Origin of the sequence: Kitasatospora sp. NPDC004745 (genome assembly GCF_042873275.1) — a bacterium.
GTDB lineage: Bacteria > Actinomycetota > Actinomycetes > Streptomycetales > Streptomycetaceae > Kitasatospora.
Genome location: NZ_JBIALK010000006.1, coordinates 221,778 through 247,489 on the forward strand (window position 1 = coordinate 221,778; position 25,712 = coordinate 247,489).

Sequence of the window (25,712 nt, forward strand, 5' to 3'; positions counted from 1 at the left end):
CCGCTGTCGTGGGCGCCGGGTCAGCAGCTGCCGGTGACGGTCGGGGTGGGGGAGGGCTTGGTGGCCAGGGCGAGGGCCGCGGCGGCCTGGGTCTCGTCCAGCAGGGCGTTGTAGCTGTCGCCGACCACGAAGTCGACGCTGCCGTCGGTGCGGGCGTCGGCGGTGGCGGTGGCCCCGGCGATCTGCGAGGTGAGCAGGGTGGCGGCGCCGGCGCCGGCGGGCCCGGCGATCACCTGGGCGGTCCCGGGCACCTTCTTGTCCAGCTCGGCCGGGGCGTTGCCGACCTTGCCGATGGTGAAGCCGCGCTTCTTGAGCTCGTCGGCGGTCCGCCCGGCCAGCCCGGCCTTGGTGGTGGCGTTGTAGACGTTGACCGTGACCGCGGCCGGCTGCGGGATGGCGTGCGGGTCGCCCTGGGCGGCGGCCGGCGTGCCGGAGGCGGCGGGTGCGGCGCCCGGGGTGGGCGCGGCCAGCGGCTTGCCGGAGGGCGTCGCGCAGGCCTGCGCGGAGGCGTTGCGGTTCTTGCCGCTGAAGATGTCGTAGAGCTGCACGCCGCCGAGGCCGATCAGGGCCAGGGCGACCAGCGCCGCCAGTGCGGCGATCACCTTGCGGCTCTTCTTCGGGGGCCGGCCGAGCCGCGGGTAGGCGTTGCCGGTGACGCGGTACTGCTTCCCCTTGAGGCCTTGGGGAGTCAACATGCTCACGGTTTGTCTCCCCCTCGTGCCGGGGCGGGGTCGGGATGACGGGTCGGCCGGTCCGGTGGTCCCCCGGTGCGGGCGGATCCCCTGGTCGCGGCCGTAGTCAGCAGCCTAGTGCCGACAGGCTGCGAAGGTACTAAATGATCATCATCTGGAGTACTCCGGCACCCGAACGGGGGTACCCGGGTACGCGCGAACCGCCCTCCGCCGGATGGCGAGGGGGCGGTCCGGTGGCCCGTGACGAAGGGTCCGTCACTCCATCTCGAGGACGCGGGCGTGCAGCACCTGGCGCTGCTGCAGCGCGGCGCGCACGGCCCGGTGCAGGCCGTCCTCCAGGTAGAGGTCGCCGTGCCACTTCACCACGTGGGCGAAGAGGTCCCCGTAGAAGGTCGAGTCCTCGGCCAGCAGGGTTTCGAGGTCCAGTTGTCCCTTGGTGGTCACCAGCTGGTCGAGCCGCACCGGACGCGGGGCGACGTCAGCCCACTGTCGGGTGCTCGTCCGGCCGTGATCCGGGTACGGCCGCCCATTGCCGATGCGCTTGAAGATCACACGGAAAGCCTACCGTTTGGGCGGCGGATGGCGCAGCAGCCGCGACGCCGCCACGCGCTCCGGTGTGAGCTGCGGGCGTGTGATTGCGGCTGTTTGATGGGAAATGTCGCGAACATCGCCCCGGAATCCCCCCGGGTTCGGACCCCGCCCCGCCCAGGAGTGTGCCCCGATGTCCTCAGCCCCCACCCCGTCGGCCGTCCGGGAGATCGCCGACGGGTACGCCTTCACCGGGCCCGCCCTCGACCTCGGCGCGGTGCTGCTGGACGGCACCGCCCACCGGGACGCGCAGGTCCGCGTCCCGCTCGGCGTGCTCAACCGGCACGGGCTGGTCGCCGGCGCCACCGGCACCGGGAAGACCAAGACCCTCCAGCTGATCGCCGAACAGCTCTCCGAGCAGGGCGTGCCGGTGTTCCTCGCCGACGTCAAGGGGGACGTCTCCGGCGTCGCCGCGCCCGGGGTGCCCAGCGAGCGCACCGGCGCCCGCGCGGCCGAGGTCGGCCAGGACTGGACACCGCAGGGCTGCCCGGTCGAGTTCTACTCGCTCGGCGGCCAGGGCGCGGGCATCCCGATCCGGGCCACCGTCACCAGCTTCGGGCCGCTGCTGCTGGCCAAGGTGCTGGACCTGAACGAGACCCAGGAGTCCTCGCTCAGCCTGGTGTTCCACTACGCCGACGCCAAGGGCCTGGAACTGTACGACCTCAAGGACCTCACCGCCGTCATCGCCTTCCTCACCTCGCCCGGGGGCAAGGAGGAGCTGCGGACCATCGGCGGCCTCTCGGCGGCCACCGCCGGGGTCATCCTGCGCGGGCTGACGGTGCTGGAGAACGAGGGCGCCGGGGCGTTCTTCGGCGAGCCCGAGTTCGACACCGCGGAACTGCTGCGCACCGCCCCGGACGGTCGCGGCGTCGTGTCGGTGCTGGAGCTGCCCGCCGTGCAGGACCGGCCGCGGCTGTTCTCCACCTTTCTGATGTGGCTGCTCGCCGACCTCTACCAGGAGCTGCCCGAGGTCGGCGACCTCGACCGGCCCAAGCTGGTCTTCTTCTTCGACGAGGCGCACCTGCTGTTCAAGGGCGCCTCCAAGGCCTTCCTGGAGGCCATCACCCAGACCGTCCGGCTGATCCGCTCGAAGGCCGTGGGGATCTTCTTCGTGACCCAGTCGCCGCGCGACGTCCCGTCCGACGTGCTCGCCCAGCTGGGCAACCGGGTGCAGCACGCGCTGCGCGCCTTCACCCCGGACGACGCCAAGGCGCTCAAGGCCACCGTCTCCACCTTCCCGCGGTCCTCCTACGACCTCGGCGAGGTGCTGACCTCGCTCGGCACCGGCGAGGCCGTGGTGACCGTCCTGTCCGAGAAGGGCGCGCCGACCCCGGTCGCGGCGACCAGGCTCCGGGCGCCGCGCTCGCTGATGGGGCCGATCGATGCGGGTGCGCTGCAGGCCGCCGTGGACGCCTCGCCGCTGACGGCGCGCTACCGGGACGCCGTCGACCGGGAGTCGGCCTACGAGAAGCTGGCGGCGCGGGCGGCCCGCCCGCCGGCGGTGGAGCCGGGACCCGCCCCCGGGCCGCGGGAGCCGGCGGAGCAGGAGGAGCCGGCGGGCGCGGGCGGGCTGCTCGGCTCGCTGCTGAGCAACCCGACGGTGAAGTCCTTCGCGCGCTCGGCGGGGAGGCAGCTCGGGCAGGAGATCTCGCGCAGCCTGTTCGGGACCTCCCGGCGGCGCCGGTAGCGGTGGCGGTGGCCGTGGACGACGGGACCTAGTCGGCCAGGGCGGCGCCGATCCGGTCCAGCGAGGAGAGCCGCATCAGGCCGTAGTGGTAGAACTCGACCTCCGGGACGCCCAGTTCGCGCAGGACGGCGATCTTGGCGGCGAGGTCGGCCGGGCCGTCGCAGTCCACGGCCATCGGGCGCAGGATCACCGCCAGGTCCTGCGGGCGGACGCCGTGCAGGGCGAAGGCGGCGACCTTCTCGCGGACGGCCTCCGGGGTGCGCGCGTAGCCCAGCGTCTCGATCCGGTCGGTCGCCGCGGCGAGGGCCGGCAGGTCGATCCCGGACAGCCAGCCCCTGCCCGGGCCGGCGCCGTCCATGAAGGTCAGCCGCATGCCGTGGCGCCGGGCCTCCCCGGTCAGGTCGGCGGCGAGCGCGGTGACGGTGGCGGCGGAGGCGTCCACGTAGGCGGCGAACGCGCCGCCGGCGAGCTCGTCCAGGGCGCCCGGCTCGGCCGCCGCGCCCTCGTCGGCCAGCCGGCGGCGCAGCTCGGTGCGGACGGCTGCCGCCACCTCCTCGGCGGGGACGCCCGCGCGGACGGCGGCCGCCCGGCAGTGCTCGCAGAAGCAGACGCCGAGCAGCGCCTCGGCGACCGGGCCCAGTTCCTCGAAGTAGCGCTCGTGGTGGAAGCCGTGGCGCAGCCCGTGGAAGTGCAGCGACTCGGCGCGGACGGCGTCGACGCCGTACCGGGCGAGTTCGGTGACCAGGCCCAGCGCGTACGCGCGGACCTCCGGGTGGGCCGGGCACAGCTCGGTGAGGTGGCGGTCGCCGAAGGCGTTGGCCGGGGCGCAGTCCGGGTGGACGAAGCCGAGCCGGTCGTTGTGGCAGAACACCGTCCAGGCGTGCAGCCGCATCCCCCGGCGGCGGGCCTCGGCGGCGGCCTCGGCGAACGGGTCGCGGTCGCCGATCGCGGTGGACGGGACGGGCGCGAGGCGGCGGCCGCGCCAGTGCGCCGGGTCGGGGCGGAAGTAGGCCGCGCCCGGCTCCAGGTAGCGGATCACCCGGTGCGGGTTGTGCGGGAAGACGTCCCGGGCCTGGTGGTAGACCGAGGCGAGGGTGACGCCGCCGACCCCGGCGCGGTCGGCGAGGTTGCCGAAGAAGGTGTCGGCCCCCTCGTCGAGCAGGTCGGTGGCGAAGGCGAGGACGGACGACTCCACGGTGCGGCTCCGGAGCAGGGGGCGGGTGCGCCGACCACGCTATCCGCAGGGGTGGAATTGGTCTATACCTGGCCACCCGGGCGGACCAGCGGCCCACCGGCGGGGATCGGCCGCCCCGGTGGCGGCCCGCACTACAGTGAGCCGTGTCGTTCCGACCCGGGCTCCCGGCCCGTGGCCGTGCCAGGCCCGTTGAGAGGTGACCGCCAGATGAGCGTCCGTCCGCCGCTGCCGTACGACTTCCTGCCGCAGGTGCCGTCCTTCCCGCTGACCAGCGAGGACGTCACCGAAGGCGGGACGCTGGACCGGGAGTTCGTCCACGCCGGCGGCAACCTCTCGCCGCAGCTCGCCTGGTCGGGCCTGCCGGAGGGCACCCGGAGCATCGCCGTCACCTGCTACGACCCGGACGCCCCCACCGGCTCCGGCTGGTGGCACTGGCTCGCCCTCGGCCTGCCCGCCGACACCGCCGGACTCCCGCGCGGTGCCGGCTCCTCGGACGCCGACCTGCCCGGCGCGGCCTCCTTCCACGGCCGCAACGACTTCCCCGGCAGCCGGTACGACGGCGCGGCCCCGCCGCCCGGCGCCCCGCACCGCTACGTCTTCGCCGTGCACGCCCTGGACGTGGAGAAGCTGGACGTCACGGCCGACACCCCGGCCGCCCAGATCGGCTTCCACCTCACCTTCCACACCCTGGGCCGGGCGCTGCTCACCGCCGAGTACGGGGTCTGAGCGGGCCGTACCGAACCCGGCCGCCGGCCCACCGGGCGGCGGCCGGTCAGCGGTCCTCGCCCGCCGCCCGCGCGGCGCGGCCGGCGAGCGCGCGCAGGTGGGCGACCAGCTCCGGCGGCTCGTGCACCTCGAACTCGCAGCCCAGCATCAGCAGCCGCACCGCCGTCCACTCCGGGGAGTCGGTGCGGGCGCTCAGCCGGCAGCGCTGCCCGTCGACCGGCTCGATCACGGCGTCGTCCTGGTTGAACCGCTGCCGGACGGTGCCCGCAGGGGCGTGCACCGTCGCGACCAGCGTCCGGGTCGGCGCCGGGCGGCGCAGCTTCGCCGCCACGTACGCGGCGGCGTCCTCGGCCGGGAGCCGTCGCGGGGTGAAGCGGGCGCCGGTGGCGAGCGGCTCGCCGAGCCGGTCGACCCGGAAGAGCCGCCAGTCGTCGCGGTCCAGGTCGAAGCCGACCAGGTACCAGCGGCGCCCGGCCGAGACCAGCCGCTCCGGCTCGACGTGGCGCCTGGTCTCGGCGCCGTCGCCGGCGCGGTAGGCGAACCGCAGGCGCTCCCGGTTGGTGACGGCGCCGGCGAGCACGGTGAGGTCGTCCGGATCGACCGTCGGGCCGTCACCGGTGAGCAGCGGTACGGTCGCGGAGTTGAGCGTGCCCACCCGGTGCCGCAGCCGGCCCGGCAGCACCTGGAGCAGCTTGCCCAGGGCCCGCACCGAGGCCTCCTCGATGCCGACCACCGCGTGCCCGGCGGCGGCCCGCAGCCCGACCGCGATGGCGACCGCCTCCTCGTCGTCCAGCAGCAGCGGCGGCATCGCCGTGCCCGCGACCAGCCGGTAGCCGCCGACCGCGCCCATGGTGGCCTGCACCGGGTAGCCCAGCTCGCGCAGCCGGTCGACGTCGCGCCGGATCGTCCGGGGGCTGACGCCGAGCCGCTCGGCCAGTTCGCTGCCCGGCCACTCGCGCGGGGTCTGCAGCAGGGACAGCAGGTTCAGCAGCCGTGCCGGGGTGTCGGTCATGCCCCCAGGATGCCGGAGAACTGGGACAGGACCTGACCTACATGGCCCGTATCGTCTCGGACGTGCCGACGAGCAGGACGAGCGAGGAGTACCGAATGAACACCGCGAAGAGCGCGGACCCGGACCGGCGGAGGTGGATCGCGCTGGCGATCGTGATGGTCGCCTCCTTCATGGACCTGGTGGACGTCACCATCGTCAACATCGCCATCCCCAGCATCCAGCAGGACACCGGCGCCTCCTTCAGCGCCGTCCAGTGGGTCACCGGCGGCTACGCGCTGGCCTTCGCGATCGGGCTGATCACCGGCGGCCGGCTGGGTGACATCCACGGCCGCAAGCGGCTCTTCCTGGTCGGGATCGGCGGGTTCACCCTGGCGTCCGCGCTGTGCGGCCTGGCCACCGGCCCGGAGATGCTGGTCGGGATGCGCCTGCTGCAGGGGGCGACGGCGGCCCTGATGGTGCCGCAGGTGCTGTCGATCATCCACGCCACCTTCCCGGCGGAGGAGCGCGGCAAGGTGTTCGGCATGTTCGGCGCGGTGGTCGGCCTGGGCGCCGTCTCCGGGCCGCTGATCGGCGCGCTGCTCACCGAGTGGGACCTCCTCGGCCTGGCCTGGCGGCCGATCTTCCTGATCAACCTGCCGGTCGGCGTCGCCGGACTCCTGCTCGGGCGCCGCTTCATCGACGAGTCGCGGGCCGAGCAGGCGCTCAAGCTGGACCTGGTGGGCGTCGCGCTGGCGAGCCTCGGCCTGCTGATGCTGATCTACCCGCTGACGCACGGGCGGGAGGCCGACTGGCCGCTCTGGGGGTACCTGTCGATGGCCGGCAGCGTGCCGGTGTTCGCCCTGTTCGTGGCGTACGAGCGGGTCAAGACGCGGCGGGACGGCTCGCCGCTGGTGGAGCTGTCGCTGTTCCGGGTGAAGAGCTTCGCGGCCGGCATCGGCGTGCAGCTGGCCTTCGGCGTGGTCTGCGGGATCTTCTTCCTGGTCTGGACGCTGTACATGCAGGTGGGGCTGGGCTGGAGCCCGCTCAAGGCCGGGTCCACCGGCATCCCGTTCTCGCTCGCGGTCTCCACGGCGGCCGGGCTGTCCGTGCAGAAGCTGGTGCCGCGGTTCGGGCGCCGGGTGCTCCAGGCGGGCGCGCTGGTGATGGCGGCGGGCGTGCTGACCTACATCTGGGAGGCGGACCGGTACGGGACGGCGATCGCGCCCTGGCAGATGGCGCTGCCGCTGGTGGTGATGGGCCTCGGGATGGGCCTGATCGTCGCGCCGATCACCGACGCGATCCTGGCGGAGGTGCCGCGCGAGCACGCCGGCTCGGCGTCCGGGCTGATCAACACCGTCCAGCAGATGGGCAACGCGCTCGGGCTCGGGCTGGTCTCGGTGGCCTTCTTCGGGGCGATGGACGACGTGGTCGCGCCGCAGGCGGTGGGCACCGCGTTCGGCGGGGCGTTCGTGCACGCGATGTGGTGGGTCGCGGGGGCGCTGGCGGTGGTGTTCGTGCTGATGTTCGCGCTGCCGCGGCGCAGGGCGGTCCCCGCGGCCGCTCCGGCGGCCGGTCCGGTCGGCGCCGGGGAGGCGGAGCGCGAGTCCGTCCTGGTCTGAGGGCCGTCCCGGACGGCGGGGCCCCGGTCGCACCGTGCGACCGGGGCCCCGCCGCACGCCGGGAGGGTCGTGGACCGTACGGCGGTGCACTCCTCGGTGCCGGGCCGGCCCCGGGTCGGGCCTGGTGCCGGCCCCGGTGCACCCGGTGGCGGCGTCAGCGCGCGCCGGCCCCGGTCGGGCTCGCGGCCGCCGCCCGGGTGGTGGTCTTCGCCGCGGACTTGGCCTCCTTGGCGGCGCGCTTGATCTCCTGCTTGAACTCCCGTACCAGGTCGAGGGATTCGGGCCCGGTGATGTCGGCGACGGAGCGGTGCGCGCCCTCCTCGCCGTAGCTGCCGGCCGCCTCCCGCCAGCCCTCAGGCTGCACGCCGTACTGCTTGCCGAGCAGGGCCAGGAAGATCTGCGACTTCTGCTTGCCGAAGCCGGGCAGCGCGTTGAGGCGGCTGAGCAGCTCCTTGCCGGTGCGGGCGTCCTTCCACAGCGCGGCGGCCTCGCCGTCGTACTGCGCGACGAGGAACTGGCAGAGCTGCTGGACCCGTTTGGCCATCGCGGCCGGGTAGCGGTGCACGGCGGGTTTCGCGGAGAGCAGCGCCACGAACTCCTCCGGGTTGTACCCGGCGATCTCGTGGGCGTCCAGGTCGTCCCGCCCGAGGCGCCGGGCGATGGTCAGCGGGCCGGTGAACGCCCATTCCATCGGGACCTGTTGGTCCAGCAGCATGCCGACGAGCGCAGCCAGCGCACTCCGTCCGAGCAGTTCGTCGGCCTCGGGCTGCTGTGCGAGCCGGACGGTGACGTTCATGGGCTTGCCCTCCTCGGAGTTGACGTCGGGTCGGCGCCCAGTCTGGTGGACGGGCCGGGAGGGGAGGCGGTCAACACGCCCGTAGCGTGGGAAGTCGTGGAGTTGCCGGCCTTGCCGTGACTGGTTTGTTCGTTGGCGGAGCGGTTGTTGGGGTCACGGGTTCCGGCGGTCGGGGGAATTCGCGGGACATTTTTTGCCCGCAGTCCGGTGGTGGTGGGGAGTTGGGGGAGGGGGCGCCCGGTGGAGGGGGGCGGTGGTGCGGGCGGCGCTCGGGGCGCGGCCCGCGCTCGGCCGCCCGTGGGTCATCTCATATGACTGTTTCCGTTGCGACGGTGCGCGGGCTCGTCCGCGGGTCATTCTTGGTCCAAACGACGCGTCCAGAAAGGCTCGCCCGCCGTGACCCAGCCGTTCGAACTGCCGTCCTTCTACGTGCCGCACCCGGCGCGCCTCAACCCCCATCTGGACGGAGCGCGGGCCCACTCCACCGAATGGGCCCGCGAGATGGGCATGTTGGAAGGGTCCGGGATCTGGGACCAGGCCGACCTGGACGCCCACGACTACGGCCTGCTCTGCGCCTACACCCACCCCGACGCCTCCGCCGAGGCGCTCTCGCTGGTCACCGACTGGTACGTGTGGGTCTTCTTCTTCGACGACCACTTCCTCGACATGTACAAGCGCACCAACGACCGCGCGGCCGGCAAGGCGCACCTCGACCGGCTGCCGCTGTTCATGCCGGCCGACCCGGCGGCCCCGGTGCCCGAGCCGGAGAACCCGGTCGAGGCCGGCCTGGCCGACCTCTGGCGGCGCACGGTGCCGGCGATGGGCGAGGACTGGCGGATCCGCTTCGCGCGGAGCACCCGCAACCTGCTCGACGAGTCGCTCTGGGAACTCGCCAACATCGACGCCGGCCGGATCGCCAACCCCGTCGAGTACATCGAGATGCGCCGCAAGGTCGGCGGCGCCCCGTGGTCCGCCCAGCTCGTCGAGTACGCGGCCAACGCCGAGGTACCGAAGGAGGTTTCGGGCTCGCGCGCGCTCCGGGTGCTGATGGACGCCTTCTCCGACGGCGTGCACCTGCGCAACGACATCTTCTCCTACCAGCGGGAGGTGGAGGACGAGGGCGAGCTCAGCAACGGCATCCTGGTGCTGGAGCGGTTCCTGGACTGCTCCACCCAGGAGGCCGCCGAGGCGGTCAACGACCTGCTCACCTCGCGGCTCCAGCAGTTCGAGAACACCGTGTTCACCGAACTGCCGGTGCTGTTCGCCGAGAAGGGACTCGGCGCAGAGGAACGCGCCCGGGTGATGGCCTACGTCAAGGGGCTGCAGGACTGGCAGTCCGGTGGCCACGAGTGGCACATGCGCTCCAGCCGGTACATGAACGGCGGTGGTGCGGCGGCCGGTTCGGGGAGCGCCGGGGTGGCGCCGGGCACCGGTGGCGCGCTGCCGGGCACGGTGCCCGGTGGCGAGTGGTGGGACCCGTTCCGGATCGGCGGCATCGGCACCGCGGCGCTGGACATCCTGCGCAGCGGGGCGTCGGCCGGCGGGGTCGGCGCCCCCTCCGTCGGCCAGGCGGCCGGTGCGGCCGGCCCGGGCGGGGTCGCGCCGGCGGTGCGGCGGGCGCGGTCGCACAGCCACGTGCCGTTCCGGACCGTCGGGCCGTCCCGACTGCCGGAGTTCGACCTGCCGTTCAGCGTCACGCCGAGCCCGCACCTGGAGGCCGACCGGGAACGCGCCGTCGCCTGGGCGGAGCGGATGGGCATGCTGGAGGCGGACCCGGGCATCCCCGGATCGGGAGTCTGGGACGCCGCGTCCATGCGGGACTACGACCTGCCGCTCTGCTCCGCCGGCATCCACCCCGACGCGACGGCCGAACAACTCGCCCTCACCAGCGACTGGTTGAGTTGGGGCACCTGGGCCGACGACTACTACCCGGCGGTCTTCGGCCGCACCCGCGACCTCGCCGGCGCCAAGCACGCCACCGAACGGCTCTCGCTGTTCATGCCGGTCAACGGCGGACCGGCCCCCGAGCCGGCCAACGCCCTGGAACGCGGCCTCGCCGACCTCTGGCGGCGCACCGCCGGGCCGATGACCGCCGAGGCCCGGCGCACCTTCCGCACCGCCGTCGAGTCCATGACCGCCAGCTGGATCTGGGAGCTGAACAACCAGGTGCAGAACCGGATCCCGGACCCGGTCGACTACCTGGAGATGCGCCGGGCCACCTTCGGGTCGGACCTCACCATGAGCCTCTCCCGCCTCGCCCGGGAGCAGGCCGTGCCGCCCGAGGTGCACGCGCACGGCTCGATGCGCTCCCTGGAGGGCTCGGCCGCGGACTACGCGTGCATGATGAACGACCTCTTCTCGTACCAGAAGGAGATCGAGTACGAGGGCGAGCTGCACAACGCCGTGCTGGTGGTGCAGAACTTCTTCGGCTGCGACTACCCGTCGGCGGTGCGCATCGTCGGGGACCTGATGCACTCCAGGCTGGACCAGTTCCAGCACGTCGTGGCGAAGGAACTCCCCGTCCTGTACGAGGACCTGGACCTCTCCGCGGAGGCGCGCCGGGCGCTGGACGGGTACGTGGTGGAGCTGGAGAACTGGCTCGCGGGGATCCTGGTCTGGCACCGGGACTGCCACCGGTACGGGGAGGAGGACCTGCAGCGGCACTTCGGCGGGGAGCGCGTCCGGGCGACTCCGGCCCGGGTGCCCGCCGCCCCGGCGGCGCGGTCGGCTGCCGCGGCTCCGGCCGTCCCGGCCACCCCGGCTGCCCCGGAGCCGGCCGCGGCGGCGGTGACCGCGGCCCTGCCGCTCGGGCCGACCGGCCTCGGGACGGCCGGGCTGCGGCCGCCGCCGGCCGCCGGGGTGACGGCCCTGGGCTGACCCGGGCCGACCGGGCAGGGCGGCGGGGCACCCGCGCGGACGATCCCGCGCGGGTGCTCCGCCTTCTGGCTAGGGTGGCCCGGTGGGGGGCCGGTGCGCCGCACGCCGCGGGCGCACGTCTCCGCGTGAGAGGGCTGGAACGATGGCCGGATTCCCCGAGGGCGCCCCCTGCTGGGCCGACGCGATGTTCACCGACCTGGAGGGCGCCAAGGCGTTCTACGGCGACGTGCTGGGCTGGACCTTCGGCGAGAGCGCGTCGGAGTACGGGAACTACACGCAGGCGTACTCGGGCGGCAAGGCGGTCGCCGCGATCGTGCCGCCGATGCCCGGGCAGCAGGCGCAGTCCGCCTGGTGCCTGTACCTCGCCTCGCCCGACGCCGCGGCCACCGCGCAGCGGATCGGCGCCAACGGCGGGGAGCTGGTGATGGGCCCGATGCAGGTCGGCGACTTCGGCACCATGGTGATCGCCAGGGACCCGGGAGGCGTGGTGTTCGGGGTCTGGCAGGCCGGTGCCCACCAGGGCTTCGAGAAGCAGGGAGAGCCCGGCGCGTACAGCTGGGCCGAGGTGGTGACCCGCGAGCCGGCGAAGGCGGACGCGTTCTTCCCCGCCGTCTTCCCGTACGGGGTCAGGAAGATGGACACCGAACAGGTCGACTACCGGATGTTCCGGGTCGGCGACCTGCCGGTGCTGGGCCGGATGGCGGCGGAGGGCGACTTCCTGCCGCCCGGGGTCCCTTCGTACGTGAGCGTCTACTTCGCGGTGGACGACACCGACGCGGCGATCGAGCGGCTGCGGGCGCGCGGCGGCACGGTGCACTTCGGGCCGATGGACAGCCCGTTCGGCCGGTTCGCGGCGGTCGGCGACCAGCAGGGGGCGGCCTTCGGGATCATCGACCTGGGCCGGACCGAGGGGGAGCAGCCGCCGACGGTGGAGGTCTGATCCGGCCGGTGGTCCGGTCTGCCCGGGGGCCGGGCGTGCTCGGTGCCCCTGGCCGGCCCGGACGGGCCCGGCTCACCCGCCGGGCCCGTTCACCCGGCCGGGCCCGCCTCCGCGGTCGCGGCCACCAGGGCGGGCGGCAACGGCATCCAGGACTCCGGGGCGGTCGGCCCCTCGCTGGTCAGCTGCTCGTCCAGCGCCGTGCGCAGCCAGGTGTGGGCCGCGCCGAGCGTGGTCTCGCCGGGCCCGGTCAGCTCGCCCGCCAGCTCCCAGTAGCGGCCGATGACCGGATCGTCGGTGATGGTCAGCAGCGCGCTGAGCCGGGTGCGGAAGGCCGGGGTGTCCCGGGTGCTCCAGGAGGCGGCGTGGGCGTCGACGAAGCCGTCCAGCGCCTCGCCCCGGTGCGGCGCCCGCCCGGCCGACAGCTCGGCCGAGGCCAGCGCGTACGCCCCCTCGAGGCCCTGGTAGAGCACCGTCGGCCGGTGGTCCCGGTTCGTCCTGGCCTTCTCGTTCGGGCCGTGGCCCCGGCCCGAGCAGCCCCCGAGGGAGAGCGCGTGCAGCCGGGCGAAGGCCAGCACCTGGCCGGGAGTCGGGTCGGCCGGCGGCTGCGGGACGGCCGCGTCCAGGATCGACGCGGTCAGCCCGGCCGGCATCCGGGGCGGCAGCATCCGGCGCCAGAAGCGCGCCAGCGCGGTCGTGTCGGGCGGAGTGCTCAGCCCGCCGATCAGCGCCAACCGGTCGGCGCGCTCCTGCGGCGGGCAGTCGTGCAGCAGCCGCAGCGCAGCCTCCCGCCAGCGCAGCGCGGTCAGCTGCGAACCCAGCTCGCGCAGCTGCCGGGCCACCGCGTCCTCCAGGGCGTCCCCCAGCACCTCGTCCTGCTCCAGCAGCCGGCCGACCTCGGGGACGGGCAGGTCCAGCGTGCGCAGCGAACGGATCAGCCGCAGCCGTTCCAGCGCCTCCGGCCCGTACCTGCGGTGGCCGCCCGAACTGCGGCCGGCCTCCGGGAGCAGGCCACGGTCGGAGTAGAAGCGCACGGTCTTGACGGTGACGCCCGCGTGCTCGGCGAGCTCACCGATGCTCCAGAACTCTGCTGGTGACACGACTTGAACCTCCCTCAGGGGGAGTTCCTACGGTACCGACGAACCCGGACGGCCGGTCGGCCGCCCCGGAGGCACTGACCGCGAGGAGTCGACCATGACCGCGTTCGTACTGGTACCGGGCCACTTCACCGGAGGCTGGATCTGGGGGGCGGTGGCCGAGCGGCTGCGGGCGGCCGGAGCCGAGGTCCACGCGGCCACGCTCACCGGGCTGGGGGAGCGGCCCGCACCGCACGCCTCCCTGGACACCCACGTCGCGGACGTGCTCGGCCTGATCGACGCCGTCGCCGACCCCGAGCTCGTCCTGGTCGGCCACGACTACGGCATCCACCCGGTGCTCGGCGCCGCCGACCTCCGCGCCGACCGGATCGCCCGGATCGTCTACCTCGACGCGGGCCTGCCCACGGACGGCGACCGGGCCGTCCAGCTGGTCCCCGACCAGGCCGCCCGCGAACTGCTGCTCGACCCGGCCGACATCCCCGCCGACGGACTGCTCCCGGCCCCCGGGCGCGGTGACTGGCACCGCTGGGGCAGCCCGGCCGGCCTCACCGACCAGGACCTCGACCGGCTCACCGCGCACGCCGCCGGCCAGCCGGTGGCCACCCTCACCGAACCGCTGCGGCTCACCGGCGCCGTCGCCGCCGTACCGACCACCGGCGTCTTCGGCACCGCGGGCGGTATCAGCACCGCCACCGTCGAGGCCATGGTCGCGACCGGCATGCCGCAGTTCCGCCCGCTCGCCGACCCCCGGGTGACCTTCTTCGACCTGGACACCGGCCACTGGCCGATGCTCTCCCGCGCCGACGACCTCGCCGACGTGCTGCTGCGGGCCGCCGCTGGCGAGGGCCACCGGATCAGCCCGCCCGACACCGACGGGACGCCCGCCTTCCACCGCCCGCACGTCCTCGACACCCCCGAGCACCCGCTGCCGGACTGCCCGCGCGAGCGCATCGGCAACCTCGACCTCTACCTGCCGCGGGCCGACGGGCCGCAGCCCGCCGTCCTGTTCGTCCACGGCGGCCCCGTCCCCGCCGACGAGCGGCCGCAGGACTGGCCGATCTACACCGGCTACGGCCGCTGGGCGGCGAGCCTCGGCGTCGTCGGGGCCGTCGTCGGCCACGGGCTGCACGACCTCCTCGGATACCCGCAGGCCGCCGCGGAGATCGCCGCCGCCGTCGACGCGCTGCGCGCCGACCCCCGGGTCGACGGCGACCGGATCGCCCTCTGGTTCTTCTCCGGCGGAGGTCTGCTCACCACCGACTGGCTCGCCGCGCCGCCCACCTGGCTGCGCTGCCTGGCCGCCAACTACCCGGTGCTGGCGCCGCTGCCCGGCTGGGAGGCCGTCGACCGGCGCTTCCGCCCGGCCGAGGCGGTCGCGGGCGCCGGCCGGCTGCCCGTCGTGCTCACCCGGGCCGGACTGGAGGGCGAGGCCATCGCGGCGACCGTCGAGCGCTTCGTCGCGGCGGCGCAGGACGCGAAGGTCGACCTGCAGCTGATCGACGTCCCGCACGGGCAGCACGGCTTCGAGGTCACGGACCACATCGACGAGGTCAGGGACGCGCTCGTCACGGCGGCCGGATCCGTCATCGGCCACCTGCGGGCCTGATCCCGCCGGGGGCCGCTCCCGCCGGGGCGGCTCCGGGCGGGGGCGGAGCCGCTCGGGTTCCGTCCACGCCCGGCGGCCCGGGGACCGCTCCCCGCCGGGGCGGCTCCCGGCCGCGCGCGGGAGCCCGTCCGGCAGCCACGGGGGTGTCGCCGGACGGGCCCGCGTAGCCTCGTGACATGGCCCCCGAGTACGCGGAGCGGACGTCCCGGCTGTCCGGCGCGGTGGTGTGGACGCGGCAGGCCGTCGGGCCGGACACGGCCGACGGCCCGGCCGGCCTGGTGCTGCCCGACGGCTGCATGGACCTGCTCTGGACCCCGGGCCGGCTCCTCGTCGCCGGCCCCGACAGCCACGCCTTCCGCCCCGGCCCCGGCCTGGCCGGCCCCTGGGCCGGCATCCGCCTCCCGCCCGGCGCGGCCCCCGCCCTGCTCGGCGTCCCCGCGCACGAACTGCGCGACCGGAGGGTCGAGTTGTCCGACGTCCTGGACGGCCCCAGGGTGCGCCGCCTCACCGGGCGGATCGACGCCGCGCCCGACCCGGCGGCCGTCCTGGAGGACCTCGCGCTGCGCCTGGCCGCCGACGCGGCACCCGTCGACCCGCTCGTCCGGGCCGTCGCCACCGCCCTCGCCGCCGGCCGGCCCGTCGCGGCGACGGCCGCCGCCGTCGGCCTCGGAGCCCGGCAGCTCCACCGGCGCTCGCTGACCGCCTTCGGGTACGGCCCCAAGACCCTCGCCCGGATCCTCCGGCTGCAGCGCGCCCTCGCGCTGGCCCGCGCCGGCGCTCCGCTCGCCGACACCGCCGCCCGTGCGGGCTACGCCGACCAGGCCCACCTGGCCCGGGACGTGCGGGAGTTGGCCGGCACCCCGCTGACCGCGCTGCTGCCCCGCCGGGAGGCCCGTTGACCCGGCGGAGCCAGGCCGGGCCGCTCCCCGCCCGGGCCGCTCCCCGCCCGGGTCACTCCCCGGCGGGCGGCTCCCCGGCCGACGGGAGGGGCGCGAGCAGGTCGACGCCGTTCCCGTCCGGATCGTGTACCACCGCGTAGCGCTGCCCCCAGAAGGCGTCCCACGGCTTCAACTCCCCGTGGTACCCGGCCTCGACCAGCTCCTCGTACACCGCGTCCACCTGCGCCGGGCTCGCGCACCGGAACGCCAGCGAGACGCGGCCGCCGCCCGACGGTGGCCGCCACTGCGGATGGAACGAGCGGATGGTCGACTCCGGATCGAGCGCCAGGAGCAACCCGCCCGGCAACTCGGCCTCCACGTGGGGCAGTTCCTCGGCCCCGTCGGGGAACTCCAGTCCGAGCCGCCGGTAGAACGCGATCGAGGCGGCCAGATCGGAGACGGCGAGACCCACGAACCCGAACCGCGGCGTTGATGTCCTCTTCATGCCCGCCACGGTAGGCACCCCCGGCCCGCCCGGTCTTGAACGAATCGGACACCGTCGTGCCGGTGCCGGTGCCGGTGTCGCGCACCGCGTCCGGCCCGGCCTCACACGAGGGCGACGACGAGCAGCACGAACGCGGTCACGATGACGGCCACCCGGCCGTAGTGCAGGCGGTCCCAGCGGCCGAGCTGCTCCCGCCAGTCCGCGGGGGCGTTCTCCGGGGTCCACTGCGCGGCCCGGGAGTTGATCGGGACGAGCAGGGCGACGGACATCAGCACGCTGAGGACGAGCAGTCCGGCGGCGGTGGCGACCAGGCCCGCCCCGGTGCCGCCCCAGGACACCGCGGACCAGGCCACCCCGAGCACCAGCGAGCCGATGTACCAGAAGGGCATCACCCGCCCGAGCAGCCGGGCCCCGTTGCTGCGGGCCGCGAGGCCGCCGTTGTGCGGCAGCCCGTCGACGATCGGGTTGACGAAGACCGCCACCGCGAACTCCACGCCCACCAGCAGGCCGACGACCACGACGGTGACGACGGCGAGTGCGTTCTGCATGTCCCCTCCCAGGGTTCCGATGCGGCGCGCGAGCTTGTCTAGCGCCGCTAGGTTCTGACGCAATGCTAGATGTGTCGCCGCTTGAATGTCTAGCAGCGCTAGGAAACCTTCGGCTCGGCTCGGCTCGGCTCGGCCCGGCCTGGCCCGGTCGGGACGTGACGGGCCGCGGGGCACTCACGGCGAAGGCCCGGACCGCTCAGCGGTCCGGGCCTTCGGCCGGTGGCGGGCGCGCCTCGGGTGGGGCGCCGGCCGGGCGGTGCCGCCGACAGGCGGCGGTGGGGGCGGCGGGGGTGACGGGAGCGGTCACGCCGGGCGGCGGAGGCCGCGCAGGGTGGTGCGGGCGGGGAGCCAGGTGCCGAGGGCGGCGAGCCCGGCGGCGCCCAGCAGGACCAGGGCGAGTTCGGTGACGGGCACGGCGGCCCCCGCGGTGCCGCGGGTGATGCCCTCCGCGTAGGTGGTGAGCACCGCGAAGGCGACGGCGAGACCGAGCACGCCGGCGAGGGCGACGGAGACCACGGTCTCCCAGCCGAGCATCCGCCGGATCTGACGGCGGGTGGCGCCGGTCAGGGCGAGCGCGGCGAACTCGTGGCGGCGGGCGGAGATGCTCATGGCCAGGGTGTTGAGGACGGCGATGGCCACGAAGGCGATGATCAGCCCGAGGGTGACGTAGCCGATCTGGGCGCCGGTCCGGTTCTCCGAGGCCGCCGCGGCGGCGTGGTCGAGCACCCCGAGGCCGGGGTCGCCGTGCAGGGCGGCGGTGAGGGCCTGCCGGGTGAGGCCGTCGCCGCGGACCAGCAGTTCGTCGTCGAGCGGCACGTCGACGTGGGCGGCGACCAGGTGGTGCGCGAGGGTGAGGTCGCCGAATCCGAGGCCACGGCCGTAGAGGGCGACCACCGTGACCTCGGTCGGGGTGCCGTCGGCGAGGGTGAGGCGGACGCGCTGGCCCAGCCGGTAGCCCAGCCCGTCGGCGGCCGCGGCGGTGTCGTCCTTCAGCGCGCCGAGGTCACCGGCGGTGACACCGAGGTCGAGGGTGTCGGTCAGGCGCTCGGGGGTGACGGCCTGCACGCTGCGCTTGGTCAGTCCGTCGCGGACCTGGCTGTGCAGGACGCGGGTCACGGTCCGGACGCCCGGGACGGCGGCGAGCGACCCGGCGGCGCCGGCCGGGGCGTGCGGGCCGACGACGAAGTCGGCGGTGTTGCCGCGCTCCCGCTGGGCGGCGGCCGCCTGCCCGGTGGTGGTCTGGGTGAACAGGATGGTGCAGGCCATGGCGATCAGCAGGGTCAGCGGGGTCACCACCGAGGCCAGCCGGTGCGCCCCGGCCCGGAGGTTGTGGACGGCGAGGTAGCCGCCGACCCGGGACGCCCTCAGCGGCAGACCGAGGAGGGCCGTGCCGACCCTGGCCACCAGGGGGCCCAGCAGGGAGAACGCGGTGCACCAGAGCAGGACGGCGATGAAGCAGGTCGGGGTCGAGGCCTGGTCGGAGTGCAGGATGGTCAGCAGGGCGGTGAGCACGACGGCCGCGGCGGTGGCGAGCACGCCGAACCCGATCCGGGGCCAGGCCAGCCGCGGCGGCTTGATCTCCGCCTCGCCGAGGGCCTCGACCGGCTTGATGGCGGTGGCGCGCCGGGCCGAGATCCGGGCCGCGCCCCAGCCGGCCAGCAGGGTGGCCGCGGCGGCGGCCAGCACCGGGAAGGGCGAGAGCACGACCGGCAGGTTCGCCGGGATCACGTCCAGGGCGACGAAGCGTCCGTGCAGCCAGCCGCCGAGCGGAAGGCCGGCGGCGGCACCGAGGGCTCCGGCGGCCAGGCCGACGACGAGCGCCTCACCGCCGATCATCTTGCGGACCTGCCGCCCGGTGGCGGCCACGGCCCGCAGGACGGCGATCTCCCGCTGCCGCTGCTGGATCGACAGGCCGAAGGTGCCGACCACGATCAGCAGCGCGACCAGCAGCGAGGTGCCGGCCAGGACGGCGCCCATGCTGACCAGGCGGACCTGGGCGTTGGCGGCGTCCGGGAACTCCACCAGCCCGCGGTCGTCGCCGGTGCGGGCCACGGCGGCCGGGACGGCCGGGACGGCGGGTGCGGCGGCGAGCAGCGCCCGGACGTCCGCCGCCGCGGAGGGGGCGGCCGGGAAGACGCCGATCGCGCTGACCAGGCCGTCGTGGCCGGCGAGCAGCCGGGCCCGGTCGGACGCGAAGAAGACCGCCGCCTGGCTGTCGAACCCCTGGGCGGTGACGCCGACGACGCGGAGGTTCAGCGTCGCCGCGGCCGTCCGGGCCGCCGTGGTGGCACCGGGCGCCAGCCCGGCCCGGGCCGCGGTGGCCGCGTCGACGACGACCTCGTCGGGGGCGGCGGGCGCACGGCCGGCCGCGAGGGTGAGTCCGGCCAGCGGGGCGGACTCCCAACCGTGGCCCCAGGAGTTGCCGGTGGGCCCGGCGGGCAGCAGCACCGGGAAGGTCACCTCGGCGGCGACGGCCCGCACCGACGGCAGCGCGGCGATGCGGTCGGCGAGGGCGGCCGGCACCCAGGCGTGGTCGGCGATCGGCTTGGCCTTCTCCTTGACCTTCCCCTTGCCCTTGTCCACGAAGGAGTGCACGTCCTGGTCCCCGGACACGACGATCGGCGCGGCCGCGTAGCGTTCGGGCCCGACGGTGCCGGTCAGGCCGGTGACCAGGAGGGTCCCGCAGCCGCAGACCAGGGCCGCGGCGCAGAACAGGGCGACGAAGGCTCCGACGAACCCGGCCCGGCGGTGCCGGAGGGTGGTGAGGGCGAGGCTCAGCATCATCGGTTCCACGCTCCCAGGCGGATCATGCGGTCGGCGACCTTGGCGGCGGTCGGCCCGGACATGGTGTCGGCGACCCGGCCGTCGGCCAGGAACAGCACCTCGTCGGCGTAGGACGCGGCGACCGGGTCGTGGGTGACCATGACGATGGTCTGACCGAGCTCGTCGACGGTCTGCCGCAGCAGCGTCAGGACCTCGCGGGCCGTCATGGTGTCCAGCGCGCCGGTGGGTTCGTCGGCGAAGACCACCTCGGGGTTCGAGATCAACGCCCGGGCGATGGCCACGCGTTGCTGCTGGCCGCCGGAGAGCTGCCCGGGCCGGTGCCCGGTGCGCTCCTGCAGGCCCACCCGGCGGACCAGGTCGGCGAGGCGCCCGGCGTCGGCCCGGCGCCCGGCCAGCCGCAGCGGCAGCGTGACGTTCTGCTCGACCGTCAGCGAGGAGATCAGGTTGAACGACTGGAACACGAAACCGGCTCGCTCCCGCCGCAGTTCGGTCAGCTTGGTCTCGCTCAGCCGGGACAGGTCGGTGTCCCCGAGCCGGACGGTGCCGGCGGTCGGGCGGTCCAGCCCCGCCGCGCAGTGCAGGAAGGTGCTCTTGCCCGAACCGGACGGCCCCATCACGGCGGTGAAGCCGCCCTTGGGCAGCCGCACCGTCACCTCGCGCAGCGCGGCGACCGCACCCCGCCCCTTGCCGTAGACCTTGCTCACGGCGTCCAAAGTGATCGCTTCGCTCATGTGCTCCAGCCTGCCGACCCGTGAACCCCCCTCCCAGGGACGCGATCACGCGGCACCCGTGACATCGTCACGGGTAGGGTCGGGACATGATCAGACTCCTGTTGGCCGAGGACCAGCACGTGGTGCGCGGGGCGTTGGTGGCGCTCCTCGAACTGGAGCCCGACCTGGAGGTCGTGGCGGAGACCGACTCGGCCGACGAGGTGGTGCCCCGGGCGATGGTCTTCCTGCCCGACGTGGCGGTGCTGGACATCGAGATGCCGGGCCGGCTGGACGGCCTGCAGGCGGCCGCGGCGCTGAAGGAGAAGCTGCCGGACTGCCGGACGCTGATGCTGACCTCGCTCGGCCGCCCCGGGCTGCTCCGCAAGGCCCTGGACGCCAAGGTGGACGGCTTCCTGCTGAAGACCGTCCCGCCGGCGGAGCTGGTCGCGGCCATCCGTCAGGTGGCCGCGGGCGGAAGGGTGTTGGACCCGGGGCTGGCCGTCGCCGCCTGGGACCTGGCGGACAACCCGCTCACCCCGCGCGAGAACCACGTGCTGCGGGAGCTCGCCGAGGGCGCCGAGCCGCCCGAGATCGCCACCCGGCTGCACCTGTCGACCGGCACCGTGCGCAACGTGCTGACCGCGGTCGTCGGCAAGCTGAACGCCCGCAACCGGACGGACGCGGTGCGGATCGCCCGGGAGGCCGGCTGGCTGTGACGGGGGCCGCCCGCCGGCGGTGATACCGGGCCGGCCGCGGGCGGTGCTCCCGGGCCCGGCGGGTCAGTCCAGCGGTACCTCGGCGCGCAGCAGGTACCACCCGTCGTCCGGCCCGGCGGCCAGGGTGCCGCCCGCCTCGGCGAGGCGGACCGTCAGACCGCCGATCCCGGAACCCGGCGCGGTGACACCGTCCGGGACGCCGTCGTTCTCCACCTCCAGGCGCGCTGAGCCGCCGGCCACCGAGGTGGCGATCCGGGCGTGCCGGGCGCGACTGTGCCGCAGGATGTTGGTCACGGCCTCCCGCAGGACCACGCCCAGCACGGCGCCCGCCGCGGCCGGCACCGGTTCGTCGTCCAGCTCCACCGTGATGGCGGCGGCTTCCAGGACCCCTGCCGCCGAGGCCAGTTCGGTGGTGAAGGACAGCCTGGGGCTGTCGTCGGCCAGCGACCCGAGCTCGACCTGCCCGCGCCCGGCCAGGCGCACGATGTCCGCCAGCTCGGCCCGGCAGCGGTCGGGGTCGGTGTCCGTCAGACGCCGGGCGAGTTCGGCCTTGAGCAGGATCGCGGCCAGGCCGTGCCCGAGCAGGTCGTGCAGGTCCCGGGCGGCGCGCAGGCGCTCGGTGACGACGACGGCCCGGGCCAGCCCGGCCGCCGCCCGTTGCAGCTCCCGCACCAACCGGACCAGGCGCAGCACCGCGTACACCACCACGCAGGTGATCAGCGCGTTGACGGCGGTCATCAGCACGGCCGCCGGACCGGAGCCGCCGATCGCCCCGGCGGCCACCACCAGCGCGCCGGCCAGGGCCGCGCCCGCGCGCAGCGGCAGGGCGATCAGCAGCGAGCCCGCGAGGATGCCGGCCGCGCCGATCCAGTTCCGGCCCAGCCAGGGCAGCGGCAGCAGGGCGAGCACCGCCGAGGCGAGCAGGGCGCGGCGGGCGTGGCGGGTCGCGTCCTGGATGGAGAACCGGACCTGGAAGGCGCAGAAGGCCGCCGCGCACACCACCCCGAGGGCGAGCCGGGGCGCGGGGACGAACAGCAGCGCCTTGACGCAGAACACGGCGAGCAGGAAGTAGTACAGGCCGAGCGCGGTGCGCAGCTCGGGCGGATCGGCGGCGGGCGGGGCGGCGGCGGCCGCCACCGACGCCTCCACGGCGAAGCGCCCGTCCGGCTCCAGCCCCGCGGTCAGGCTGCCGCCGGCCTCGCGGACCCGGTCGGCGAGGCCGGCCAGGACGTCCGCGCCGAGCGCCGCCGTCCGCACGCCGTCGCTGACCACGCGCAGCATCACCGTCCCGGCCCGCTCGTCGGTGGAGACCTCGCACCGGCGGGCGTCGCCCACCCGGACCACACCGGTGACCGCCTCGCGCAGCACCGTCGCCAGCACCGTCCCGGCCGGTCCGAGCGGCTCGCGGTGCCCGATCCGGATGTCGGCCGCGACCCCGGCCGAGGCCAGCAGGGCGCGGGCGCTCGCCGCCTCCGGGGCCAGCGAGAGGCTGCGCAGCTCGGCGGCGGTGGCCCGGGCGGCCGCCAGCGTCCGGCGGGCCACCGCGATCAGGGCGTCCAGGGCGGACGGCTCCCGCCGGGCGGCCAGGTCGTGGATCTCGGCCAGCCCCGCGGACAGCCCGCTGCCCAGGCGGGACGCGATGCGCAGCCGCTCGTCGGTGACCGCCGAGGCCGCGAGGGTGAGCCGTGCGGCGTGCACCCGGGTCGCCAGCAGGGCGAGCGTGGTGACGGCGTAGAGCATGGTGCCGCCGAGCGCGACGGTCAGCAGCATGTCGACGGTGTCCCGGACCCCGGCGGCCCGGGCCGCCTCGACCAGCACCGCACCGGCCGCCAGCAGGGGCAGCAGCAGTCGGCGGCGCTCCAGCAGCAGCGAGGCGGCGGGCAGGCAGAGCAGGCCGATCGAGACGTCGAGCGCGCCCACCGCCACGAAGGCGAGCGCCAGCTCCACGGCCGTCCAGCCCTCCCGGGCCGGGGCCGGTACGGGGTCGGGCCGGGTGTGCCGGAGCTGGAGCGCCACCAGCGCGAGGCAGCCGACCACGATCGCCACCCCCGCGACCGGCGCCGTCGGCACCCGCCCGAACCCCTTCAGCAGGTGCGCCGCGGCCAGCGCCGCAGCCACCGAAACCACCAACGCCCGCGCCGTGCGCGGCCCGACACCCCGCCCCCGTGCTGCCTCCACGCGCGCATCGTACGCCGGGACGATCACCGGCCCCGGCCCGTCGGCAGTCGGCCCGGGCCCCGGGCGGATGCTCCGGCGCGGGTGAGCGCGCCGGCGGGCGGCCGGTGGGCAGGAGTGCGACCGGGGGCGGAATGCACCGCCGTCGGGCGTAATGGAAGGACCCGCCCCGGCGAACTGCACCGGGGTGCCGGGGTGCCGGGGTGCCGGGGTGGACCGAGCCGGTGACGGGTGCCGCGACCGGAGGAGGACGGCGGTGAGCGAGGATGAGCGGTGAGCGGCCGTCCGGTGCAGCGGGACGCGACCGGGCGCAGGGGCGCGGCGAGCGGCTGCTGGGCGCGCTGCTCGACCGGGCCCACGAGCTGCCGCCCCAGCTGATCGCCCCGCTGGTCGCCGACGTGGTGCGCGGGCTCGGCGGCCGTGACCCGGCTCTGCTGCTGCAGGACTACGGCCAGCTGGTGCTGGTACCGCTGCTCGGGCGGGGGCCCGCGGCCGGGGAGCCGGTGCCGATCGACGGCTCTCCCGCGGGTGCGGCCTTCCTGCGCGGTGTCCCCGTCGAGGAACGGCAGGCCGACGGGGTACGGGTGTACCTGCCGTTGCTGGACGGCGGTGACGAGGCCGGGATCCTGGCCCTCACGCTGGACGCCGTCGATGACGACGACCGGCGGTTCCTGCGGCGCCTCGCCGCCCTGGCCGCCGATCTGCTGACCACCAGGAGCGGCTACACCGACCGGATCTTCCAGGCCCGCCGCCTGGAACCGATGAGCGTGGCCGCCGAGATCCAGTGGTCGCTGCTGCCGCCGCTGTCGATGACCGTCCACCGGGTCGCCGTGGCCGGCATCCTCGAACCCGCCTACCAGGTGGCCGGTGACAGCTTCGACTACGCGCTCAACGACGACCTCCTGCACGTGGCCACGATCGACGCCATGGGCCACGGGCTCGACGCCGCGACCATGGCGACCGTCGCCATCGGCGCGTACCGGCACGCCCGGCGCGCCGACATCGGGCTCGCCGAGATCTACGCGTTCATGGACCGGGCCGTCGCCGAACAGTTCGGCCCGGACCACTTCGTCACCGCGCAGATGATGCGGCTGGACACCCTGACCGGCCACCTGCAGTGGGTCAACGCCGGACACCCCCGGCCGCTGCTGATCCGCGACCACGTCGTCGTCGAGCGGCTCGACAGCGAGACGACCCTGCCGGTCGGCTTCGGCGGCGAGGAGCCGGTGATCAGCGAGCGGGTGCTGCGGCACGGCGACCAGGTCCTGTGCTTCACCGACGGCCTGGTCGAGGAACGCGAGCCCGGCGGTGAGCAGTTCGGGGAGGAGCAGCTGATCGACTGGGTCAATCGTGTCGAGCGCTCCGTGACCGGGGTGCGGGCCGTGGTGCGGGCGCTCTCCAACGTCCTGAAGGAGAAGCGGGGCGGGCGCACGAGCGACGACGCCACGCTGTTCCTGATCGAGTGGCGCTGACCGGGCCGGCCGGCGTGGACTGAGACGGGACGGCCGACGCCGGGAGGATCGGTACCCCGCACCGGCTGCCGTGACCGGCCGGGTCGGTGTGGTGCGGGCGGAGTACCGTGGGGATCGGGGCGGCCCGGCCACCGCCGCGCACGGTGGCCGCGTTCACGGGGCGCCGGAGCCGAACCGGCCGGTCCGGTCAGGGCGTTGACCGTACGCCTCGGACCCGTCGCGGGCGTCGGGCCGGACGCCGAAGCCCGGGACGACGTGCCGCCGGGGCAGACGCCCGTCGCCACCGGCACCGGCTCCCCGAGGGGTCGGGCGTGCGTCCGGTCGATGCGTCCTGAGGGACGGCCCAGTGCGACGGCCTCGTGGGACCGGGCTCCTCGGGCAGACAACAGGAGAGGCGGTGCGGCGAGATGTCCGTCTACGTGAAGCTCTCGGCCGATGCCCGCGCGCCGGCGGAGCCCTCGAAGGGCCCACTGGACCTGCAGTACGAGGACGGTGCGGACGGCGTCACCTTCGAGTACGACCTGCATCCGAGCGGGGCGCTGCGCGTCCTGCGGGTCTTCGAGGACACCCCGTACCGGATCGAGGTCTGCTTCGGCCCCGGGGCGTGGCTCCAGGTCGTGGGCAGCTACCTGCGAAGCGGCGCCGAGTACTGACGGCGATCACTGGCGGCGCTCCGTGCGGACCGCCGCCCTCGGAGGCGGTCGCCGGGCCGCTCGGCGGTGGCCGGTCGGACTCCACCGGTCGCTGCTGGTCCGCCCCGCCCATACAGTCGTCTCCGGGGCGGGATCGTCGGCACGGGAGGCCATGATGCGGCACTACCGATGGGTTCTGGAGACACAGGACGACGACGGCCACTGGTCCCGGCAGAACGGCGCTCCGCCGCAGGATCCACTGGAGTACGACGGGCCGCCGCAGCAGGCGGCCAACCACCTGCGGGACGTGTTCGTGCGCACGCTCTCCCGGCCCGTGCCCGGGCCCCGGGCGGTCAGGATCCGGCTCTGGGACGGGGCCGACACCGTCGGCCGGCCGCTGGCCGAGGCCGAGTGGTCACGGGAGTGACGCACCCGGCCCGCGGAGCGGTGAGGCCTGTCCGGCGGACGGCTCGCGTGCCGC

22 protein-coding genes are annotated in these 25,712 nt (G+C 75.2%); 11 read left to right on the top strand and 11 right to left on the bottom strand.

From position 1 onward, the window contains the following. Positions 1-20: 20 nt before the first annotated feature. Together ACFYUY_RS14060 and ACFYUY_RS14065 are read right to left on the bottom strand one after the other, a co-directional pair. Complete coding sequence (locus ACFYUY_RS14060) at positions 21-695, bottom strand: LytR C-terminal domain-containing protein (RefSeq protein ID WP_387900766.1); 675 nt, start codon at positions 693-695, stop codon at positions 21-23. Positions 696-947: 252 nt separating this feature from the next. Further along, entirely contained in the window at positions 948-1,244 is a 297-nt protein-coding gene (locus ACFYUY_RS14065; RefSeq protein WP_030061387.1) for a type II toxin-antitoxin system VapB family antitoxin, read from the bottom strand. A gap of 169 nt (positions 1,245-1,413) precedes the next feature. On the opposite strand from ACFYUY_RS14065, the gene ACFYUY_RS14070 reads away from it, so the two are divergent. After that, positions 1,414-2,967 (top strand): helicase HerA-like domain-containing protein, encoded by a 1,554-nt coding sequence (locus ACFYUY_RS14070; protein WP_387900628.1) that lies wholly within the window; start codon positions 1,414-1,416, stop codon positions 2,965-2,967. 28 nt (positions 2,968-2,995) lie between these two features. On the opposite strand, the gene ACFYUY_RS14075 is transcribed toward ACFYUY_RS14070, so the two are convergent. Continuing rightward, positions 2,996-4,162, bottom strand: coding sequence for a hypothetical protein (locus tag ACFYUY_RS14075; RefSeq protein WP_387900630.1), 1,167 nt, complete (start codon positions 4,160-4,162; stop codon positions 2,996-2,998). A 207-nt stretch (positions 4,163-4,369) separates the two neighbouring features. Here ACFYUY_RS14075 and ACFYUY_RS14080 point away from each other — a divergent pair, with 207 nt between their 5' ends. Next, the gene (locus tag ACFYUY_RS14080) at positions 4,370-4,888 is read left to right on the top strand and encodes a YbhB/YbcL family Raf kinase inhibitor-like protein (RefSeq protein ID WP_360205645.1); all 519 of its coding nucleotides are present in this window, start codon (positions 4,370-4,372) and stop codon (positions 4,886-4,888) included. A 46-nt stretch (positions 4,889-4,934) separates the two neighbouring features. On the opposite strand, the gene ACFYUY_RS14085 is transcribed toward ACFYUY_RS14080, so the two are convergent. Next, entirely contained in the window at positions 4,935-5,900 is a 966-nt protein-coding gene (locus ACFYUY_RS14085; protein ID WP_387900632.1) for a helix-turn-helix transcriptional regulator, read from the bottom strand. A 95-nt stretch (positions 5,901-5,995) separates the two neighbouring features. Here ACFYUY_RS14085 and ACFYUY_RS14090 point away from each other — a divergent pair, with 95 nt between their 5' ends. Next, positions 5,996-7,498, top strand: coding sequence for an MFS transporter (locus ACFYUY_RS14090; protein ID WP_360205640.1), 1,503 nt, complete (start codon positions 5,996-5,998; stop codon positions 7,496-7,498). A gap of 154 nt (positions 7,499-7,652) precedes the next feature. On the opposite strand, the gene ACFYUY_RS14095 is transcribed toward ACFYUY_RS14090, so the two are convergent. Continuing rightward, the gene (locus ACFYUY_RS14095) at positions 7,653-8,294 is read right to left on the bottom strand and encodes an HhH-GPD-type base excision DNA repair protein (protein ID WP_360205638.1); all 642 of its coding nucleotides are present in this window, start codon (positions 8,292-8,294) and stop codon (positions 7,653-7,655) included. 396 nt (positions 8,295-8,690) lie between these two features. On the opposite strand from ACFYUY_RS14095, the gene ACFYUY_RS14100 reads away from it, so the two are divergent. Both ACFYUY_RS14100 and ACFYUY_RS14105 read left to right on the top strand, forming a co-directional pair. Then, the gene (locus tag ACFYUY_RS14100) at positions 8,691-11,171 is read left to right on the top strand and encodes a germacradienol/geosmin synthase (RefSeq protein ID WP_387900634.1); all 2,481 of its coding nucleotides are present in this window, start codon (positions 8,691-8,693) and stop codon (positions 11,169-11,171) included. A gap of 142 nt (positions 11,172-11,313) precedes the next feature. After that, complete coding sequence (locus ACFYUY_RS14105; RefSeq protein WP_387900636.1) at positions 11,314-12,111, top strand: VOC family protein; 798 nt, start codon at positions 11,314-11,316, stop codon at positions 12,109-12,111. Positions 12,112-12,200: 89 nt separating this feature from the next. Here ACFYUY_RS14105 and ACFYUY_RS14110 read toward each other — a convergent pair whose 3' ends face one another. Continuing rightward, positions 12,201-13,208, bottom strand: a complete 1,008-nt coding sequence (locus ACFYUY_RS14110; protein ID WP_387900638.1) for a MerR family transcriptional regulator — start codon at positions 13,206-13,208, stop codon at positions 12,201-12,203. A 94-nt stretch (positions 13,209-13,302) separates the two neighbouring features. Here ACFYUY_RS14110 and ACFYUY_RS14115 point away from each other — a divergent pair, with 94 nt between their 5' ends. Together ACFYUY_RS14115 and ACFYUY_RS14120 are read left to right on the top strand one after the other, a co-directional pair. Beyond that, positions 13,303-14,811, top strand: a complete 1,509-nt coding sequence (locus ACFYUY_RS14115) for an alpha/beta fold hydrolase (protein WP_387900640.1) — start codon at positions 13,303-13,305, stop codon at positions 14,809-14,811. A 176-nt stretch (positions 14,812-14,987) separates the two neighbouring features. Continuing rightward, a complete protein-coding gene (locus ACFYUY_RS14120) occupies positions 14,988-15,710 on the top strand; it encodes a helix-turn-helix domain-containing protein (protein WP_387900642.1) in 723 nt (240 codons plus the stop codon). A 52-nt stretch (positions 15,711-15,762) separates the two neighbouring features. On the opposite strand, the gene ACFYUY_RS14125 is transcribed toward ACFYUY_RS14120, so the two are convergent. The 4 genes from ACFYUY_RS14125 to ACFYUY_RS14140 form a co-directional block, all read right to left on the bottom strand. Next, positions 15,763-16,194, bottom strand: a complete 432-nt coding sequence (locus ACFYUY_RS14125) for a VOC family protein (protein WP_387900644.1) — start codon at positions 16,192-16,194, stop codon at positions 15,763-15,765. Between the two features lie 101 nt (positions 16,195-16,295). Continuing rightward, positions 16,296-16,742 carry a DUF1772 domain-containing protein gene (locus tag ACFYUY_RS14130; RefSeq protein ID WP_360205617.1) on the bottom strand — a complete coding sequence of 149 codons (447 nt, stop codon included), beginning with the start codon at positions 16,740-16,742 and terminating at the stop codon, positions 16,296-16,298. Between the two features lie 303 nt (positions 16,743-17,045). Beyond that, entirely contained in the window at positions 17,046-19,526 is a 2,481-nt protein-coding gene (locus ACFYUY_RS14135; RefSeq protein WP_387900646.1) for an FtsX-like permease family protein, read from the bottom strand. Next, on the bottom strand, positions 19,523-20,257 hold the full coding sequence (locus ACFYUY_RS14140) for an ABC transporter ATP-binding protein (RefSeq protein ID WP_387900647.1): 735 nt from the start codon (positions 20,255-20,257) through the stop codon (positions 19,523-19,525). Before ACFYUY_RS14140 ends, ACFYUY_RS14135 begins: the two co-directional genes overlap by 4 nt. Before the next feature lie 86 nt (positions 20,258-20,343). Here ACFYUY_RS14140 and ACFYUY_RS14145 point away from each other — a divergent pair, with 86 nt between their 5' ends. After that, entirely contained in the window at positions 20,344-20,952 is a 609-nt protein-coding gene (locus ACFYUY_RS14145; RefSeq protein ID WP_360205612.1) for a response regulator transcription factor, read from the top strand. Between the two features lie 63 nt (positions 20,953-21,015). Here ACFYUY_RS14145 and ACFYUY_RS14150 read toward each other — a convergent pair whose 3' ends face one another. Then, a complete protein-coding gene (locus ACFYUY_RS14150; RefSeq protein WP_387900649.1) occupies positions 21,016-23,070 on the bottom strand; it encodes a histidine kinase in 2,055 nt (684 codons plus the stop codon). A gap of 323 nt (positions 23,071-23,393) precedes the next feature. On the opposite strand from ACFYUY_RS14150, the gene ACFYUY_RS14155 reads away from it, so the two are divergent. The 3 genes from ACFYUY_RS14155 (at position 23,394) to ACFYUY_RS14165 (ending at position 25,658) form a co-directional block, all read left to right on the top strand. Beyond that, positions 23,394-24,599 (top strand): PP2C family protein-serine/threonine phosphatase, encoded by a 1,206-nt coding sequence (locus ACFYUY_RS14155; RefSeq protein ID WP_360205607.1) that lies wholly within the window; start codon positions 23,394-23,396, stop codon positions 24,597-24,599. Between the two features lie 407 nt (positions 24,600-25,006). Further along, positions 25,007-25,252 (top strand): hypothetical protein, encoded by a 246-nt coding sequence (locus ACFYUY_RS14160; RefSeq protein ID WP_360205604.1) that lies wholly within the window; start codon positions 25,007-25,009, stop codon positions 25,250-25,252. A gap of 154 nt (positions 25,253-25,406) precedes the next feature. Continuing rightward, positions 25,407-25,658 carry a hypothetical protein gene (locus tag ACFYUY_RS14165; RefSeq protein ID WP_360205601.1) on the top strand — a complete coding sequence of 84 codons (252 nt, stop codon included), beginning with the start codon at positions 25,407-25,409 and terminating at the stop codon, positions 25,656-25,658. Positions 25,659-25,712 lie beyond the last annotated feature (54 nt).